Genomic DNA, 18398 nt, shown 5'->3' with positions numbered 1-18398 from the left:
GAGAGTAGGACGCCGCCGAACGATTTTTGATGGAAGCCCCGTTCCGGGACCGTGAGGTCCCGGGGCGGGGCTTTCTGCATTTCAGCTCTGTTGCAGGACCGCGGTCGCGCCGGCCCGCCCAGTCCCGGCAGTGTCAGGACGTGGACGGCTTCCGTTTCGCACGGCTCGGCTGGACACGCAGCGGCTCGCCCTCCATCTTCGGATGGTCCGGCGGATAGGGCAGGTCACCCAGACCGTGCTCGCTCTCGTCACGGGCGGCGTGCTCCAGCGCAAGGTCCAGCCGGGAGGAGTGCCGCTCCATGTCGGCATGGACGTCCCCCATTTCCGCGAAGCGCTGCTGCATCGTCATCAGGTCGAAGTCCTGTGGTCTTGCGTCCTCGAGTTCGTCCCAGCGCAGCGGCGCCGAGACCGATCCGTGCGGGGTGGGACGCAGCGAGTAGGCACAGGCGATCGTGCGGTCGCGCGCCGTCTGGTTGTAGTCCACGAAGATCTTGGAGCCGCGTTCCTCCTTCCACCAGGCGGAGGTGACCTGGTCGGGCATGCGCCGCTCCAGTTCACGGGCGATGGCGATGGCGGAACGCCTCACCTGGACGAAGGTCCACTCCGGCGCGATGGGCACGAAGACATGCAGCCCGCGCCCTCCGGAGGTCTTGGGCCAGCCGCGCAGCTGCAGTTCGTCCAGCAGGCCGCGGAGTTCCTGCGCCGCGCGCACGGCGTCCGTGTAGTCGGTTCCGGGCTGTGGGTCCAGGTCGATGCGCAGCTCGTCGGGGTGTTCCAGGTCGCTGCGGCGTACGGGCCACGGGTGGAAGGTGAGACAGCCGAGATTGGCCGCCCAGATGACGGCGGCCGGCTCGGTGGGGCAGATTTCGTCGGCGTGCCGGCCGCTGGGGAAGCGGATGCGCCCGGTCGGGATCCAGTCGGGCAGATTGGCCGGCGCCCGCTTCTGGAAGAAGGACTCCCCGGTGACGCCGTCGGGGTAGCGCTCCAGAGTGGTGGGCCGGTCCCGTAGGGCGCGCAGGATGCCGTCCGCCACGGCCAGGTAGTACTGCGCGACGTCCCGCTTGGTCCAGCCGCGTTCGGGGAAGTAGACCTTGTCGGGGTTGGACAGCCGGACGGTCCGTTCGCCTACGGTCAGCTGCAGCGCTTCTGCCATCCAGCCACGGTAGGACGGCCCGCCGTCCGGCGCGCGTCGACGAGCGTGCCGGAGTGTCCGGAGCCAGAATCGCGGTATGGACCTCCCGGTGATGCCGCCTGTGAAGCCGATGCTCGCCAAGTCGGCCGCGCGGATCCCGCCCGGTATGCAGTACGAGGGCAAGTGGGACGGCTTCCGGGCGATCGTCTTCCGTGACGGTGACGAGGTGGAGGTGGGCAGCCGGACGGGCAAGCCGCTGACCCGCTACTTCCCCGAGGTGGTCCAGGCGGTGCGGGAGGCGCTGCCGCCGCGCTGCGTGGTGGACGGGGAGATCGTCATCGCCCGTGAGGGCCGGCTGGACTTCGACGCCCTGCTGGAGCGGATCCATCCAGCCGATTCCCGGGTGCGTCTGCTCGCGGAGCGTACCCCGGCACTGCTGGTCGTCTTCGACCTGCTGGCCCTGGGCGACGAGTCCCTGCTGGCCTCGCCGCTGGTGGAGCGCAGGCGTCTGCTGCTGGAGGCGCTGGGCGCCAACCCTCCCGGGCCGGTCCATGTGGCGCCCGCCACCACCGACCTCGACGTCGCCGGGCGCTGGTTCGAGCAGTACGAGGGGGCGGGACTCGACGGGGTGGTCGCCAAGCCCCTCGATCTGGGATACCGGCCGGACGAGCGGGTGATGGTGAAGGTGAAGCACGAACGCACGGCGGACTGTGTCCTCGCCGGCTTCCGCTTCCACAAGACCGGCCCTGTCGTCGGCTCGTTGCTGCTGGGCCTGTACGACGGTTCGGGGCGACTGCAGCACGTCGGCGTCTGCGCCTCCTTCCCGATGCGCCGCAGACAGGAGCTGGTGGCCGAACTGGAGCCGCTGCGGATGGAGTCGGTGGAGGGCCACCCGTGGGCGTCCTGGGCCGACGAGGCGGCCGCCGCGGCCGGTCGGATGCCGGGCGCCCCGAGCCGCTGGACGGGCAAGAAGGATCTCTCCTGGGTCCCGCTGAGGCCGGAGCGGGTGTGCGAGGTGGCGTACGACCACATGCAGGGCGACCGGTTCCGTCACACGGCGCAGTTCCGCCGCTGGCGGCCGGACCGCGAGCCGGGCAGCTGCACCTACGCCCAGCTCGAGGAACCGGTGGGTTTCGATCTGGCGGACGTGCTGGCGGGACCGTCCGGGTCCGGTGGGCAGGCGGCGGCCCGGTGAGGGTGCTGATGCTGGTCACCTCGGATGTGGCCCATGACAGCAGGGTGGTGCGCGAGGCGGGGGCGCTGGCTGCGGCCGGGCATGTGGTCCATGTGCAGGGGCGCGATGTGCCCGGCGGCTGGCGGCCGCCCGGGGCTCTGTTCACCGTGGGCTCCTCGTCGGGGGGACGGGGCCTGCGCTCCTCCCACGGGCCGTCGCCCGCCCGGCGGCCCGAGTGGGTGTGGCGGGTGGCGCGTTGGTGGCTGCTGCCCCGGCACCGCCGCCGGGTGTGGTCGGCATGGGCCGCGGCCGTACGGACGGAGCTGCGGGACCGGCGCTTCGACGTGGTCCATGCGCATGACTTCAACACCTTGCCGGCCGGGGCCCGGCTGGCCGGGGAGCAGGGGGCGCTGCTGGTCTACGACGCCCATGAGTGGTGGTCTGGCCGTCAGCGGCACGGCCGCCCGGTGCCCTTGGAGCGGTGGCGCGAACGCCGTCTGGAGGCGGCGCTGACCCGCCGGGCCGACGGGGTGGTGACCGTTGCGGAGGGCATCGCGGACCGGCTGGAGCGCTGGTCGGCCGGACCGGTGACGGTGGTCCGCAACACCTTTCCGGCTGAACCGGCTGAACCGGCGGAACCCGTTGAAGCGCACCCCGCCGGACCGGCTGCCGCGGGCGACCCCGGCAACCCGCCCGCTCCGGGCCCCGTGCAGGTACCGCTGCCCGCAGTCCCCGGCGGGGTGGTGTATGCCGGGCGGATCGGTGCGGCACGGGATCTGGAGACGGTGCTGGCCGGAGCCGAAGGCCGGGCGGCGGTGGTGCTGGTGGGCCCGGCCGACGAGTCGTGGACGGCCCGGCTCACCAGGCGTCGCGGCAGACCGGCGGAGCTGCTCCCACCCCGCCCGGTGGATGCCGTGGACGCGCTGCTGCGCCGCCACGGCCTGGCGGTGGTGACCCTGACCGACAGCTGCGACAACCACCGGCTCGCGCTGCCCAACAAGCTCTTCCACGCCGTCCGCGCCGGCGTGCCGGTGATCGCCGCCGACCTGCCGGAGCTGCGGCGCACGGTCCGGCGGTACGACCTGGGCGAGCTCTACCGGCCCGGCGACCCGGCCTCCTTCGCGGCGGCGCTGGACCGGGCCCGGTCACGCTACCCGGACCTGTTGCGGTCGGTCGCGGCCGCCCGGCCCGAGCTGCTCTGGGAGCAGGACGCCCGGCGCCTGGTGTCGCTGTACGGGGAGCTGGCGAAGCGGCGCCGCCCCGGCGGCGGGGCCGCAGACCCGGGCAGCGGGGTCCGCCGTACGGCGGGGGAGCCGGTGTGAGCGGCGGCGGTCCGGTGCCCGGACGGGTGGTGATGCTGGTCGCCAACGGAGTGGAGGGCGACTCCCGGGTGCAGAAGGCCGCCTGGTCGATGGCGGCGGCGGGCTGGGAGGTGACACTGCTGGGCCGGGCGCCGGGCGCGGAACGGCTGGCCTACCGGCTGGGAGGCGCGACGGTGGTGCTGGTCCCGGTCGGCGCGGCGGTCTCCGGCTATGAACGCGGCCGGGCCGGTCCGCTGCGGCGGGCACGGTCGCGTCGCCGCGCGTACGCCGTCGCGCGGGCCGCCGTCGCGCGCTGGGACGCGCTGGACGCCCCCCACAGCGGACGACTGAGCCGGACGGCCCGGGCACGTGAACGGCTGGCGGCCCACCCGCGGCTGGACGGTCTGCTGGTGCCGCTGGGCGCGGGACGGCTCGCCGGACCGCTGCGGACGGCTGCCGACGGACTGCGTGGCGCGGTGGACCGGAACGGCGGCTGGCGGGCCCTCAACCCGTGGTTCCGCGACCTGGAACTGGCCTTCGCCCCCGTCCTGGCCGACCTGCGCCCCGAGCTGATCCACGCCCATGACTTCCACACGGTGGGCATCGGGGCCCGCGCCGCCGCCAGACTCGGCACCCCCGCACAACCGGTGCGCTGGCTGTACGACGCCCATGAGTACCTGGCAGGGGTCGAGGCACCCGGCCGCTGGGATGTCAGAGGCCGGCTGCGCCGCCGGATGCTGCTCGGGGTGGAACGGGAGTACATCCGCCGGGCCGACGCCGTGGTCACCGTGTCCGCCGCGATCTCCGAGCGCCTGCAGGCGGACCACGGACTGGCCCGGCGCCCCCGTGTGGTGCTCAACGCACCCGTGGTACGCGCCGAGCCGGCGGCGGCCGGCGGCGGCCCCGACGTGCGCCGGGCCGTGGGCCTGCCGCCGGAGGTCCCGCTGCTGCTCTACAGCGGCGGTCTGGCACCCCGGCGCGGGGTGGCCACGGCGGTGCGGGCGCTGCCCGGCCTGCCCGGGGTCCATCTGGTGCTGGTGGTACGGCGCGGCGACCCGGACGCGGAGGGGCTGCTCGGACTGGCCCGGCGGCTGGGGGTCGGTGAGCGGCTGCATCTCGCGGACTATGTCGCACCCGACCGGGTGGTCCCCTACATCGCCTCCTGCACCGCGGGGCTGGTGCCGATCCTGCACCGCCCCAACCACGAGCTGTCGCTGATCACCAAGTACCTGGAGTATCTGCACGCCCGGCTGCCGGTGCTCTGCAGCGATGTCGCGGAGATGGCCCGCACCACCCGGTCCCTGGGCGTCGGCGAGGTCTTCCGGGCCGGTGACACCGCCTCCTTCCAGGCGGCCGCCCGTGCGCTGCTCGCCGACCCCGTGCGCCACCGCCGCTCCTACGCCCCCGGCGGGGCGGCGGACCTGGCGCTGCCCGGTCTCGCTTGGGGCGGCCAGGCGGACGTCCTGGACGACCTCTACGCCGAGCTGACCGGCCGTCGTCCGGACCGCGCCCGGCAGCCCGCCGGTGCGTTGCGGCTGAGGCCGCTGCCCGCCGAGGGGGAGCGGCGGCGGGCGGGGGGCGCGGGCCCCGTACGGCCCTGCACCGCGCGCGGACCGGGGAGTGATCTGCCTACCGTGCAGGGGTGACCGCCTCGGGGCCCTGATGCCCGCTGCCGAGCGTTCACCTGGAGAGTGCCCCCTGTTCAACGGCGTCCGGAAACCTGGTGGCGGCGCCGCAGGCGTCACCGGACGCCCTCGACCCGCCGTCCCGGTGCACCACGGCGGCGCGACCATGCAGCGACGATGGAGGTGGCCGCATGCGCGGGCGGAACGAAGAGCTGATCCCCGCAGCGCGTCCCGTGATCGGTGATGACGAGATCGAGGCCGCGGTACGGGTGCTGCGCAGCGGCGCCGTGGTGCAGGGGCCGGAGGTGGCGGCGTTCGAGGCGGAGTTCTCGGCCCTGGTCGACGGCAGTCACTGCGTGGCCGTCAACTCGGGCACATCCGCGCTGCAGCTCACCCTGATGGCGCTGGGCATCGGTCCCGGCGACGAGGTCGTGGTGCCGTCCTTCTCCTTCGCCGCGACCGCCAACGCCGTACGGCTGGTGGGCGCCGAGCCGGTCTTCGCCGACATCGAGCCCGGCAGCTTCTGCCTGGACCCGGAGGCCGTCGCCGCAGCTGTCGGCCCCCGTACCGCCGCGCTGCTGCCGGTGCACCTCTACGGTCATCCCGCGGCCATGGACGGGCTGATGCCGATCGCCGAACGTCACGGGCTGGCCGTCGTCGAGGACGCCTGTCAGGCGCACGCGGCCGCGCTCGGCGGCCGGCCGGTGGGCACCTTCGGTGCCGCGGGCTGCTTCAGCTTCTACCCGACGAAGAACATGCACTCCCTGGAGGGAGGCATGATCACCACCGCGGACGCCGAACTCGCCCGCCGCCTGCGGCTGCTGCGCAACCAGGGCATGGAGCAGCGCTACGTCAACGAGGTGGTGGGCGCCAACATGCGGCTCACCGATGTGGCGGCGGCGGTGGGACGGGTGCAGCTGGGCCGCCTGGCGGTGTGGACGGAGCAGCGCCGGGCCAACGCCAAGCTGCTGGACTCCCGGCTGACCGGGCTGCACACCCCGGAGGTGGCCGACGGAGCCCACCACGTCTACCACCAGTACACGGTGCGGGTACCGGGCAACGGCCGACCCGACCGTGACTGCGTGCAGAAGGCACTGGCCAACCGGGGGGTGGGCAGTGCGGTCTACTACCCCACGCCGATCCACCGGCTGAAGTCCTACCGCGGGGACGACGGTGAGCAGCTGAAGCGCTGGGACCTGCCGGAGACCGAGCGGGCGTCCGCCGAGGTGCTGTCGCTGCCGGTGTACCCGACGCTCACCGCCGCCGAGCTGGAGCGCATCATCGCCGCCGCCAACTCCCTGGGCGGGCTGCTCGGCTAGCCGCCACCGGACTGGCCGGCCCGCAGGGCCTCGCGCCAGGTCCGGTACGGCCTCCGGTCCCCGGCCGGCCGTACGGCCTCCCCGTACGCCGGCGCGTCGCGCCTGCGGGCGGGTGCGGCCGGCCGGGGCGGGGCGGAGCCCGGATGGCGGTGCTCGACAGGCGGCCGGGCGGGAGGTCTGCCTACGGTTCAGATGTGACCTCGGCACCCTGTGGCACCCTCCGGAAGCAGCCGCCCGACCTGGCCGTCGTCCGCGCGGCGGACCGGCGCGGCCCGCTGGGCCGCACCGCCCGGGACCGGCCCCGGGTGCTGTATCTGGCGTTCTTCTTCCCGCCCACCCGGGCCAGCGGCGTCTACCGGGCGCTCGCCACCGCGAACCTGCTGGCCGAGCGGGAGTGGGAGGTGACGGTGGCGACGGCGCCGCGTGAGTTCTTCTCGGACTACCTCCGCTCCCACGACCCCTCGCTGGAGGCCCGGATCCATCCGGCGGTCGCGGTGGAGCGGCCCCGGATGGGCTACTTCCGCTGGGAGCGCGACATCCGCCGGTTCGGTCCGCTGCGGGCGCACTTCCCCACCCTGGTGAGCGCGGGGCACAGGTGGGCGCAGCGCCGGGTCTTCCCCGAGCACTACGCGACCTGGCTGCCGCATCTGCTGGCCCGGGCGGTGCGGCTGCACCTGGCCCGGCCGTTCGACCTGGTGCTGGCGACCGGCAATCCGTTCGCGTCCTTCGCGGGGGCGTGGGCGCTGGGCCGTGCCCTGCGCGTCCCCTATGTGTTGGACTACCGCGACCCCTGGGCGTTCAGTCCGCTCACCGGCGAGCCGGGCTTCGAACCGGGGAGCAGCGCCTGGGCGTGGGAGCGCCGGGTGCTGCGCGGTGCGGCCGAGGTGGTGCACGTCAACGAGCCCATCCGGCAGTGGTACGCGGACCGTTACCCGTTCGCGGCGGGGCGCTCCCGGGTGGTCTACAACGGCTGGGAGCCGGAGATCCTGGGACGGCCGCGCTGGCGGGAGCGCCCGGCCGGGCGTCCGCTGAGGTTCGGCTACCTCGGGACCCTCACCGACCAGTTGCCGCTGGAGGTGCTGTTCGACGCCTGGGAGCTGGCCCGCAGGGACCCGCTGCTGGCCGGTGCCCAACTGCATCTCCACGGCCATCTGGGGTTCTTCGCCCACAGCGCCCGTCCGCTGCTGGAGCGGATGCCGGAGCGCGGTGAGCGGTCCGGGGTGCACTACCGGGGCCCGGTGGCCAAGGCGGAGGTCGCGGCCGCGTACGGGGAGATGGACGCGGTGGTGTTCCTGGCGGGGGGTGCGCGTTATGTCACCTCCGGCAAGGTCTTCGAGTACATGGCCACCGGGAAACCGATCGTGTCGGTGCACCGGCCGGACCATGCCGCTGTGGATGTGCTGCGCGGCCATCCGCTCTGGTTCTCCGGCGGCAGGCTGGACGCGCGGTCGGTGGCGGGGGCGTTCGTCGCGGCCGGGCGGGCGGCGCTGGAGCTGCGGCCGGAGCAGGTGGAGCGGGCGGCGGCGCACGCCGAGCGGTTCACCCGGGAGGCGACGCTGGCGCCGTTCGAGGAGCGGTTGAGGAGGATCGCAGGTGGCCGCTGACCGCAGGGATCGCAGACCGCACCGGCGGCAGCCGGCCGCACGGCTGGCCGTGGTGACGCCCTGGTACCCGTGTCCGCAGCGTCCGCATGCAGGATCGTTTGTGCGGACCGCCACCGCCGCGGTGGCGGCGCGCTTCGCCGAGGTGGAGGTCCTCAACGGGGAGGACTGGCCGTCGGCGGGCGGGGAGTTCCGGCACGACCTGGTGCGCACCGCCTATGAGCGGATGGCCGGGCCGCCCGGCGGCGGACGGGTGCCGGTGGTGCCCGAGACCACCGCCGAGGGCTGGCGGCTGACCAGGGTGCCGGTGCCGGTACGGCCGCCCGCGCAGTACGCAGAGTGGGCGCGGGCTCATGAGAGCGCGCTGCGGGCGGTGCTCCCCGGCGGACGCATCGACGCCGACGTCGTCCATGGGCACACCGGCATCTACGGGGGCTGGGCGGCGTGCCGGCTGGCCAGGCCGGGGGCGCGGGTCGTGGTGACCGAACACGCCTCCTTCCTGCCCGCCGTGCTGCGCCAGCCGGCCTCCCGCGGGCTCTACGGCGAGGTCGTGGAGCGGGCGGACGCCTTTCTGTGCGTCAGCCCGTGGCTCCGGGAGCGGCTGGCCCAGTCCTTCCCCGAGCACGCGGAGAAGTTCAGGGTCGTGCCCAACGCGGTGGATGTGGCGGCGATCCCCCGGCGGCCGGCCCGGGTGCGGGAGCTGCGCCGCTGGCTCTTCGTCGGAAACCTGGTCGCGGCCAAGGGGGTGCCACTGCTGCTCACCGCCTTCGCCGCGGCGGTGGCCGACGACCCCGCGCTGGAACTCACCCTGGTGGGGCCGGGTGACGCGGACGCGGTCCGCCGGCGCGCCGCCGAGCTGGGGGTGGCCGGACAGGTCGTGGTGCGCGGGCCGGTGGATCCGGACGAGGTCTTCCCGATCATGCACCAGCACGATCTGCTGGTGCACCCGAGCAGCTTCGAGACCTTCGGTATGACGGTCGTGGAGGCGGTCGCCAGCGGTATGCCGGTGCTGGTCACCCGCTGCGGCGGACCGGAGCAGACGATGGCCGGACTGGAGGGGGTGGCGGGCCGGCTGGTGGACGTCGCCGACGGACCCGGGCCGCTGCTGGAGGGCTACCGGCAGCTGGTGGCCGGGGTGGAGAGGCTGGACCCGGTGCGGGCCCGCGCCGCGGTGGAGCAGCGCTTCGGCCTGGCCCAGGTCGGTGCGGAGCTGGCGGAGGTCTACGGGCCCACCGCCCCGGGGCCGGCCCCTGCGGTCCCCAGCGCTGCCGCCGTGTCCCGCGGACGGCCGGGTGGCGCGGGCCCTGACGCCTGGCCGGGGCTCTCCTCCCGGGCCGTTCCCGGCGGCGCGTCCGGCCCGTCCGGGGAAGGTACGGTGCTGCTGCTGGCCCTGGGCGGTACCCGGCTGCGGGCCGTGGTGGCGGACGCCGCCTGGCTGGCGGAGCGTGGCGTACCGGTGGTCGTCGCCGCCGCACGCCGGGAGGTGGCGGAGGCGGCCGCGGCCGACCCCCGGGTGGGGGTGCTGCGGCTGCCTTCGGGTGACGGTCCGCTCGGTCCGTGGCTGCTGTGGCGGCTGGCCCGCCGCGGACTGCGCGGGCTGCTGGGCGGCGGCCCCCACCCGGTGATCGGCCGGGTGGTGGTCTGCGACGCTCCCGCCGTGGCCTTCGCCTGGCATCTGGCCCGGTCCGAGCCGCAGCTGCCGATGCGGTGGTGCGTGGAGCGGGGCGCGTACGCGCAGCCGGAGGGGCCGTCGTCCGGACGGCCGGTGGAGCCCCCGGCGGGGGCCGGGGTGCGGGAGGCGGTCCGATGAGCGCGGGGAGGAGGCAGCCGGCCGCGGCCCCCCGGCGGGTGCTGCTGCTGGCGCTGAACACCCGAGGGGTGGCCGGGGTATGCCAGGACGCGGAGTTCCTGCTGGCCAGGGGCGTGGCGGTGGACCTGCTGACTGTCAACCCGCAGCCCTGGGAGGCCGCCGGGCTTCCCGCGGAAGTGCGCCGGTGGTCGCTGCGCGAGGGCGAGGGGCGGCATCCGCTGCCGCGCGGTGAGCGGCTGCTGGTCTACCGGGCCCCGCGCAAGGCGCTGGGCCTGCTGCGGGCCGCGGCCGAGCCGCACTACCGCCGGCCCGACGGCGGGCGGGCCCTGGAGCTCGGGGTCGGGCTGGTGACCCGGCTGCACACCCGGCTGGCCGACACCTTCCACCACCGGTTCTTCATCCGCGGCTACCGGGTGGTGCGTCCCTGGCTGATGTGGCGGGTGGCCCGTCGTCACTTCGGGGAGCAGCTGGTGTCGGAGACCACCGAGCGGGTGGTGGCGTACGACACCCACGCCGTGCCGACGGCGTGGCACCTGGGCCGCCGCCACCCCCGGCTGGCGGTCTCGCTGGGCCTGGACCGGGCGCTGTACGAGGATCAGCCGGTTGCGGCGGCTTCCGGCGGGGGAGGGCGACGCGATGAGTGACACCACGGCGGACCGGCGGGCGGCCGCGCGGGTGGTGCCGGACCGTCCGCTGGAGCACCACCTCTTCCAGGCCCGGCGGGCGGGGCTGCCGCATGTCCCGGCGTATCTGCGCCAGCTGTGGGAGCGCAGGCAGTTCGTCCACGAGATGGCCCGCAGCACGCTGCGGGCGCAGAACTACACCAGTTTCTTCGGGCAGCTGTGGCTGGTGCTCAACCCGCTGCTGCTGGGCTGTGTCTACTACGTGCTGGTGGACATCCTGGGCACCGGCGCCCGCCAGCCCGACTACTTCGCCAAGCTGCTGGCGGGACTCTTCGCCTTCAACTTCTTCTCCGCGTGCCTGGGCCAGTGCGCCGGGTCGGTGATCGGCAGCAGCCGGCTGATCATGAACAGCTCCTTTCCCCGGCTGCTGCTGCCGATCACCCAGATCGTCATCGCCTTCATGCGGTTCCTGCCCTCGATGGTGGTCTTCCTGGTGGTGCACGAGGTCGAGGGGCTGCCCTGGAGCTGGCCGATGCTGGCGGCGCTGCCGGCCTTCGTGTGCCTGGCGCTGTTCGGGGCGGGGCTGGGGTTCCTGACCGCCACGGTGCAGGTCTACTTTCGGGACTTCGCCAACTTCCTGCCCTATGTGATCAGGATCTGGCTCTTTCTGTCGCCGGTGCTCTGGGCCCTGGAGGACCAGCAGGCCAGGGGCGGCAACAAGGCGCTGCTGATCTCCCTCAACCCGCTGTCCCCGATGCTCGGCACCTGGGGAGACGCCCTGGTACGCGGCCGCTTCGCCCACCCGGGCTGGCTGGTGACGGGCGGCTGCTGGGGAGCCGGCGCGTTCCTCGTCGGGATCCTGGTCTTCCTGTGGAGGGAGCGTGAGTTCGCTGTCCGCCTCTGAGACGGTCGCCGCCGGAACCGGACCGGCCGCCCCGCCTCCCCCCGGAGCGGGGGGAACCTGGGCGGTGCAGGTCCGCGACGTCCACATCACCTACCGGGTACCGCGCGACCCCAGGGCCAACACCCTGCGCTACCGGCTGACCAGGCCCTCCGGGCGGCGCGACCTGGTACGCGAGGTCAAGGCGCTGCGCGGCGTCAGCATCGAGGTGGCGCACGGCAGCGTGCTGGGCGTGGTGGGCGCCAACGGGGCGGGCAAGTCCACCCTGATGCGGGCGGTCGCCGGGATCCTGCCGCCGAGTTCGGGGGAGATCGAGGTCCACGGCCGGATCAGCACCCTGCTCGCCCTGGGCGTGGGCTTCAACGGCAACCTCAGCGGACGGGAGAACGTCGTCCTCGGCGGACTCGCCGCAGGCCTGAGTCGCCGTCAGATCGCGAAGCGCTACCAGCAGATCGCCGACTGGGCCGACCTCGGCGACTTCATCGACATGCCCATGAAGACCTACTCCTCCGGCATGTACGGACGGCTGGCTTTCGCCGTCTCCACCCATATGGAGCCGGATGTGCTGCTGATCGACGAGGCACTGTCGGCCGGCGACGCCAAGTTCAAGCGCAAGTCCTACGACAAGATCCAGGAGCTGGTCGCCCAGGCCCGCACGATCTTCCTGGTCAGCCATGCCGTGGCCACCATCAGAGAGCTGTGCGACGACTGCGTCTGGCTGCACCGGGGCCGGGTGATGATGCGCGGCGACCCCGAGGAGGTCACCGCCGCCTACATCCGCTTCCAGGAGGTCGGCGAGGACGCCGTGGTCCTGGAGGACGTCTGACCCGACCACCCCCGAGCCCGCCCCGGCGCGGCCCGGCACCAGCCGGTCCCACGGGAGTCAGCGCAGTAGCGAGTCCAGGCGGTGCGACACCCATGAGCCCTACCGCAGAGCCCCCGGTCCCCGGCGGACGGCCCGCCGTCCTGCCCGCCCCCGTCGACGTCTCCCTGATCACCAGCGGCCACCATGTCGCCGACGCCCGGCTGCACCGGCACTGCGCCGCCCTGCGCCGGGCCGGACTCACCGTGGAGGTACTGGCCCGCGGCACAGCGGCCGACGCGCCTCCCGGAGTGGACTTCCGGCCGCTGGAGGCCGGCGGCCTGACCCGCCGCGGCCTGCACGCACTGCTGCTGCCCGCCAGGGCCCGCGGCCGGGTCCTGCTCACCCTGGACCCGGACCTGGTGCCCGCCGCCCGGCTGCGCCGCGCCCTGCACCGCACCCTGCCGGGCGGCCGCCGGCTGCTGGTGGTGGACGTCCACGAGGACTACCAGGCGCTGCTGCGCGACCGCAGCTGGGCCCGCGGCCCCGCCGGCGCCGCCGCCCGCGTCTGGACCCACACCGCGACCCGGCTCAGCAGGCACGCCGACCTGACCGTGGTCGCCGACGAGCATGTGCCGCCGCACACCGCCGCCCGCCGCATGGTCGTCCGCAACCTGCCCGAGTTCCGGCTGCTGCCCGCCCCGCAGCCGCCGGGCCCGGTGCCCCGCGCCCTGTACGTCGGGGACATCCGCGGCAGCCGCGGACTGTGGACCATGCTCGCCGCCGTGGAGGCGGCGCCCGACTGGCAGCTGGACCTGGTCGGCCCGGTGGCGGCGGCCGACCGGGACCGGCTGCGGGAGTGGCAGCGCGGCAGCCCCGCCGCGGCCCGGGTCCGGCTGCACGGCCGGATGCCGCCGCAGGCGGCCTGGCAGCTGGCGGCCGGGGCCTGGGTGGGACTGGCCCTGCTGGAGACCACCCCGGCCTTCGTCGACTCCATACCGTCCAAGGTCTACGAGTACCTGGCCTGCGGACTGCCGGTGCTCACCAGCCCGCTGCCCCGGGCGGCCGAGCTGGTGCGGGGCTGCGGCGCGGGCACCGTGGCGGAGGGCGCCGAGCAGGCCGCCCGCATCCTGTCCGGCTGGGCGGGCGAGCGCCGCGCGGCGTACGAGCGCTGCCGCGCGGGGGCCGTGCGCTGGTCGGACGACCACCGCGGGCACGCCAGCCCCTACGACCGGCTGGCCGGGGCGGTCGCCGCGCTGCTCGCCGCCGCCCGCCTGCATCCGCTGCCCGACCCCGCGGAGGCGGCCTGAGCCTGCCGCGGTGGCCGTACGGGCGCCCGCCCGTACGGCCGCAGATCTTCGACAAGCACCGTCCACGACCGATGGAGGAGGCAACGATGCGCGGGCGAGAACGGCACCTGATCCCCGCGGCGCGCGGAGGCCCCGGCGCCGCCCCGAGAACGGGCCTGCGATGACCGGCCCCGCCCGGACCGCCGGGCGCCGAACGCTGCGGGTCGGCCTGGTGGGGCTGGGCGCCATGGGCCGCAACCACGCCCGGGTGCTCAGTGGCCTCGACGGTGTGCAGCTGGTCGCGGCCGTCGACCCGGCCGGTGACCGCAGTGGGGCCGCCCGCGGCGTGCCGGTGCTGCACAGCGTCGCCGAGCTGGTCGCGCTGGGCATCGACTACGCGGTGGTGGCCTGCCCCACCGCGCACCATGAGGCGGTCGGCCTGGAGCTGGCCGCCAACGGGGTCTGCGCGCTGATCGAGAAGCCGCTGGCCCACTCGGTGGCGGCCGCGGAGCGGCTGGTGGACGCCTTCGAGGCACGCGGGCTGGTCGCGGGCGTGGGGCACATCGAGCGGTTCAACCCCGCGCTGCAGTCGCTGCGGGCCCGGCTGGAGGCGGGGGAGCTGGGTGAGGTCTTCCAGGTGGTGACCCGCCGCCAGGGGCCGTTCCCGCACCGCATCGCGGACGTCGGGGTGGTCAAGGACCTGGCCACCCACGACATCGACCTCACCGCCTGGGTCACCGGCCAGGACTACAGCTCGGTGGCGGCCCGTACGGTCAGCAAGAGCGGCCGACCGCACGAGGACATGGTGGCGGTGGTCGGGGAGCTCTCCGACGGCACCGTGGTCAGCCACCTGGTCAACTGGCTGAGCCCGCTCAAGGAGCGCTTCGCCGCGGTCACCGGCTCCCGGGGCTGCTTCGTGGCGGACACCCTCACCGCCGACCTCACCTTCTACGCCAACGGCGCGGTGACCACCGAGTGGGAGGCGCTGCGGGCCTTCCGCGGAGTCGCGGAGGGCGACATGGTCCGCTTCGCCATCCCCAAACGGGAACCGCTGCTGGTGGAGCACGAACGGTTCCGGGACGCCGTCGAGGGCAAACCCGGAGACATTGTGACGCTCCGTCAGGGACTGCGTACGGTGGAGGTGTCGGCGGCGGTCCTGGAGTCGGCGCAGCGGCGGGCCACGGTGCCGGTACGGCCGCGGCTCCTCGACGAGCCGCAGCCGGCCTGACCGGGTCAGGCCCGCTCCGCCAGGACCCGGGCCACCCGACCGGCCGCGCGCCCGTCCCCGTACGGGGCGGCGCGCGGCCCCTCGGGGGCCGGGCGGGCCGCGACGGCCGCCCAGGCGGCGGCGGTCAGCAGCTGCGGGTCCGGGACCAGCACGTTCCACCCGCCGGCCAGGGTCTCCGGCCACTCGGTCTCCGGGCGCAGCGTGGTGCAGGGACGGCCCAGCAGATAGGCCTCCTTCTGCAGTCCCCCCGAGTCGGTGACCACGGCGGCGGCGCCCAGCACGGCCGAGACCAGCTGCGCATACGGGAGCGGACGCGCCACCCGCACCGCCCCCCGGGCCAGCTGCACACCGTGCTGCCCGGCCCGGGCCAGCAGCCGGGGATGGGCCGGCAGCACCACCGGCAGCGGCAGCCCGGCCAGCGCGTCCGCGATCGCCGCCAGCCGCTTGGGGTCGTCGGTGTTCTCCGCCCGGTGCACGGTCGCCAGCAGATACGGCCGCGCCGGGTCGACCCCGTCGGGCAGTTCGGGGGCAAGGCCCTCGCGCCGGACCGCGTCCCGCACCCGCAGGCAGACGTCCACCATCACATCGCCCACCAGCTCGGCCCGTTCGGCCAGCCCCTCCTCGGTGAGATGGCGCACCGCCTCCTCGGTGGGGGCCAGCAGCAGATCGGCGGCGTGGTCGGTGAGCACCCGGTTGTGTTCCTCGGGCATCCGCCGGTTGAACGAGCGCAGTCCGGCCTCCAGATGGGCGACCGGCAGCTGCAGTTTGACCGCGGCCACCGCCCCGGCGAGCGTCGAGTTGGTGTCGCCGTACACCAGCACCCAGTCCGGTCCCTCCGCCGCCAGCACCGGGTCAAGGGCGGCCAGCACCCCGCCGGTCTGCACCCCGTGGCTGCCCGAGCCGATCCCCAGGTGCACGTCGGGTGCGGGGATGCCCAGGCCGCTGAAGAAGACATCGGAGAGGCCGGCGTCGTAGTGCTGTCCCGTGTGCACGATGACATGGCGGTGCCCGGCTGCGCCGAGCGCCTCGGCAACGGGGGCGAGCTTCACCAGCTGGGGGCGGGCGCCCACGATGCTGACGACCTTCATGGCGGTTGCTCCTCGGGGTGGACGGCGGGCCGGCCGCGCCGGCTCCCCCGCCCCGGGCGGCCCCGTCCGACCCTAGGCACGGCCCGGCGGCCCTCCCGTACGGGCGCGCCGGGGGCCTGCGGCCTTCCCCCGGACGCCGCTCCCGGGAGGCCGGGAGTGGCGGTCGAGGCGACAATCCAGGAGAAAACGGGCCATCGGGAGCCCGTGCACTTCGGGAGGGCAGCAGCCGTGCGGATCTGTGTGGTGGCACTGGGCAAGATCGGACTGCCGCTGGCGGTGCAGTTCGCCGGCAAGGGGCACCAGGTGGTGGGCGCCGACGTCGACGAGCGGGTGGTGCGGCTCGTCGGTGAGGGCACGGCGCCCTTCCCCGGAGAGGCCGATCTGGAGGTCCGGCTCAAGGAGGCGGTGACCGCGGGACGGCTGCGGGCGACCACCGACACCACCGCCGCGGTGTCGGACGCCGAGGCCGTGGTGGTGGTCGTCCCCCTCTTCGTGGACACGGCGGGGGAGCCGGACTTCGGCTGGATGGACGCGGCGACCCGGGCGGTGGCGGCGGGACTGCGGCCGGGCACCCTGGTCAGCTATGAGACCACCCTGCCGGTGGGCACCACCCGGGGCCGCTGGGTGCCGATGCTGGAGCGGGGCTCGGGGCTGACCGCGGGACGGGACTTCGCCGTGGTGTTCAGCCCGGAACGGGTGCTGACCGGGCGGGTCTTCGCCGACCTGCGGCGCTACCCCAAACTCCTCGGCGGCATCGACGAGGCCTCGGCCCGGCGCGGGGCGGAGTTCTACCGCGCGGTGCTGGACTTCGACGCCCGGGACGACCTGCCGCGGCCCAACGGGGTGTGGGACCTGGGCTCGGCGGAGGCCGCCGAACTGGCCAAGCTCGCCGAGACCACCTACCGGGACGTCAACATCGGCCTGGCCAACCAGTTCGCCCGGTACGCCGACACCGCGGGGGTGGACGTGCTGCGGGTGATCGAGGCGTGCAACACCCACCCCTACAGCCACATCCACCAGCCGGGGATCGCCGTCGGCGGCCACTGCATCCCGGTCTACCCGCGGATGTACCTGTGGAACGACCCCGAGGCCACCGTGGTGCGGGCCGCCCGGGAGGCCAACGAGCGGATGCCGCAGTACGCGGTGGCGCTGCTGGCGGAGGCGTACGGACCGCTCACCGGGGCGGGGGTGCTGGTCCTCGGCGCCGCCTACCGGGGCGGGGTGAAGGAGACCGCCTTCTCCGGGGTCTTCCCGGTGGTGGAGGCGCTGCGCGCCCACGGCGCCCGGCCGTATGTCACCGACCCCCTCTACAGCGAGGCGGAGCTGACGGACCTGGGACTGCCGGTGCACCGGGGCGAGCCGCTGGACGCCGCCGTGGTGCAGGCCGACCACGCCGACTACCGGGTCCTGTCGGCGGCGGATCTGCCGGGGGTCCGGGTGCTGGTGGACGGCCGCCGGGTGACGGACCCGGGGCGCTGGGTCGGGGTGCAGCGGCTGGTGATCGGAGGCTGACCGGCCGGGAGCCCCCTGCGCAGCCGCGGCGCGCGGGGTCTACCGTTCCTTCCACGCGGGAGCCCGTCCGGTTGCGCTCCCCGCCCGGCCGGGGCGGGGCCGGTCCGGCGCCCCCCGGAAGGGACGTGGCCGGTGCAGAACCTCACCCTGTCGTGGCAGAGCGCGGGCGGCACCTCCGCCGTCCTCCTCGCCGCCTCCTACGCGGTGCGGCGCACCACGGCACGGCCGTCGGTGTCCGCGCTGCTGCGGGAGGCGGGAACGCTGCTGGCGCTCTTCGCGCTCTGGCAGCTCGCCGGGCACCTCTCCCTGATGGGCTCCGACCACGCGCTGGACCGGGCGGAGTGGATCCACCGCACCGAGCGTGAGCTGGGCCTGCCCGACGAGGCCTCCTGGCAGCGGGCCGTGCTGCCGCACCCCTGGCTGGTGAAGGCCGCCAACTACTACTACGCGGTGATGCACTTCACCGTGATGCTGGTGCTGCTGCTCTGGGTCTTCGTACGGCACCGGGAGCGCTACGCCTGGGTGCGGACCAGTGTGGTCCTGGTCACCGCCGCATGTCTGCTGGTGCAGTTCGTCCCGGTGGCGCCGCCCCGGATGCTGACGGACAGCGGCTTTGTGGACGTCGCCGTGCAGTACGGCCAGTCGGTGTACGGCGCGGGGGTGGGCGGCATGGTCGCCGACCAGCTCTCTGCCATGCCGTCGGTGCACGTGGCCTGGTGCGTCCTGGTGGCGGTGGCCGCGGTGCGGGTCTCGGACAGCCGCTGGCGCTGGGTCGCCGTGCTCCATGCGCTGGTCACGATCGCGGTGGTGGTGGTGACGGCCAACCACTTCTGGGCCGACGGCCTGGTGGCGGTGGCCCTGCTGCTGCTGGCGTACGGCGCCCAGTGGGGGACCGCCACCCTGCTGCGCTCCCGGCGCCGCCCGGCGGCCGTCGAGCCGCTCCCCGCGGAACAGCCCGTGCCCGTCTCCTGACCGGGCGCCGAACCGCCCCGG

At 74.7% G+C, this 18398-nt stretch carries 15 protein-coding genes; 13 read left to right on the top strand and 2 right to left on the bottom strand.

What is annotated here, in order from left to right:
- Positions 1-133: 133 nt before the first annotated feature.
- Positions 134-1153, bottom strand: a complete 1020-nt coding sequence (gene ligD, locus AOK09_RS02080) for a non-homologous end-joining DNA ligase (protein ID WP_055585351.1) — start codon at positions 1151-1153, stop codon at positions 134-136.
- Positions 1154-1229: 76 nt separating this feature from the next.
- On the opposite strand from ligD, the gene AOK09_RS02075 reads away from it, so the two are divergent.
- The 11 genes from AOK09_RS02075 (at position 1230) to AOK09_RS02025 (ending at position 14805) form a co-directional block, all read left to right on the top strand.
- A complete protein-coding gene (locus AOK09_RS02075) occupies positions 1230-2327 on the top strand; it encodes an ATP-dependent DNA ligase (protein ID WP_055585350.1) in 1098 nt (365 codons plus the stop codon).
- An 8-nt stretch (positions 2328-2335) separates the two neighbouring features.
- Positions 2336-3628 (top strand): glycosyltransferase, encoded by a 1293-nt coding sequence (locus tag AOK09_RS02070; RefSeq protein ID WP_217698365.1) that lies wholly within the window; start codon positions 2336-2338, stop codon positions 3626-3628.
- Positions 3625-5253, top strand: a complete 1629-nt coding sequence (locus AOK09_RS02065; protein WP_055585348.1) for a glycosyltransferase family 4 protein — start codon at positions 3625-3627, stop codon at positions 5251-5253. Before AOK09_RS02070 ends, AOK09_RS02065 begins: the two co-directional genes overlap by 4 nt.
- Positions 5254-5423: 170 nt before the next feature.
- A complete protein-coding gene (locus tag AOK09_RS02060; RefSeq protein ID WP_055585347.1) occupies positions 5424-6551 on the top strand; it encodes a DegT/DnrJ/EryC1/StrS family aminotransferase in 1128 nt (375 codons plus the stop codon).
- A 194-nt stretch (positions 6552-6745) separates the two neighbouring features.
- A complete protein-coding gene (locus AOK09_RS02055; protein ID WP_245687071.1) occupies positions 6746-8155 on the top strand; it encodes a glycosyltransferase in 1410 nt (469 codons plus the stop codon).
- A 100-nt stretch (positions 8156-8255) separates the two neighbouring features.
- Positions 8256-9962 (top strand): glycosyltransferase family 4 protein, encoded by a 1707-nt coding sequence (locus AOK09_RS02050; protein WP_055585346.1) that lies wholly within the window; start codon positions 8256-8258, stop codon positions 9960-9962.
- Complete coding sequence (locus AOK09_RS40670; RefSeq protein WP_169796983.1) at positions 9959-10606, top strand: hypothetical protein; 648 nt, start codon at positions 9959-9961, stop codon at positions 10604-10606. Before AOK09_RS02050 ends, AOK09_RS40670 begins: the two co-directional genes overlap by 4 nt.
- Positions 10599-11489 carry an ABC transporter permease gene (locus tag AOK09_RS02040; protein WP_079062644.1) on the top strand — a complete coding sequence of 297 codons (891 nt, stop codon included), beginning with the start codon at positions 10599-10601 and terminating at the stop codon, positions 11487-11489. The genes AOK09_RS40670 and AOK09_RS02040 overlap by 8 nt, the downstream gene beginning before the upstream one ends.
- Positions 11467-12312: an ABC transporter ATP-binding protein gene (locus tag AOK09_RS02035; protein WP_217698364.1), complete on the top strand. Its 846-nt coding sequence runs from the start codon at positions 11467-11469 to the stop codon at positions 12310-12312. Before AOK09_RS02040 ends, AOK09_RS02035 begins: the two co-directional genes overlap by 23 nt.
- 92 nt (positions 12313-12404) lie before the next feature.
- Positions 12405-13598 carry a glycosyltransferase family protein gene (locus tag AOK09_RS02030; protein WP_055585342.1) on the top strand — a complete coding sequence of 398 codons (1194 nt, stop codon included), beginning with the start codon at positions 12405-12407 and terminating at the stop codon, positions 13596-13598.
- Positions 13599-13758: 160 nt separating this feature from the next.
- Positions 13759-14805: a Gfo/Idh/MocA family protein gene (locus AOK09_RS02025; RefSeq protein ID WP_055585341.1), complete on the top strand. Its 1047-nt coding sequence runs from the start codon at positions 13759-13761 to the stop codon at positions 14803-14805.
- Positions 14806-14810: 5 nt separating this feature from the next.
- Here AOK09_RS02025 and wecB read toward each other — a convergent pair whose 3' ends face one another.
- Positions 14811-15893, bottom strand: a complete 1083-nt coding sequence (gene wecB, locus AOK09_RS02020) for a non-hydrolyzing UDP-N-acetylglucosamine 2-epimerase (RefSeq protein ID WP_055585340.1) — start codon at positions 15891-15893, stop codon at positions 14811-14813.
- Positions 15894-16121: 228 nt separating this feature from the next.
- On the opposite strand from wecB, the gene AOK09_RS02015 reads away from it, so the two are divergent.
- Both AOK09_RS02015 and AOK09_RS02010 read left to right on the top strand, forming a co-directional pair.
- A complete protein-coding gene (locus AOK09_RS02015) occupies positions 16122-17405 on the top strand; it encodes a nucleotide sugar dehydrogenase (RefSeq protein WP_055585339.1) in 1284 nt (427 codons plus the stop codon).
- A 132-nt stretch (positions 17406-17537) separates the two neighbouring features.
- On the top strand, positions 17538-18377 hold the full coding sequence (locus AOK09_RS02010) for a phosphatase PAP2 family protein (RefSeq protein WP_055585338.1): 840 nt from the start codon (positions 17538-17540) through the stop codon (positions 18375-18377).
- Positions 18378-18398: the final 21 nt, after the last annotated feature.

The organism is Peterkaempfera griseoplana (genome assembly GCF_001418575.1).
GTDB classification, from domain to species: domain Bacteria; phylum Actinomycetota; class Actinomycetes; order Streptomycetales; family Streptomycetaceae; genus Peterkaempfera; species Peterkaempfera griseoplana.
Note: the sequence above shows the minus strand (reverse complement) of the source record. Positions and strands in the feature narration are given on the sequence as shown.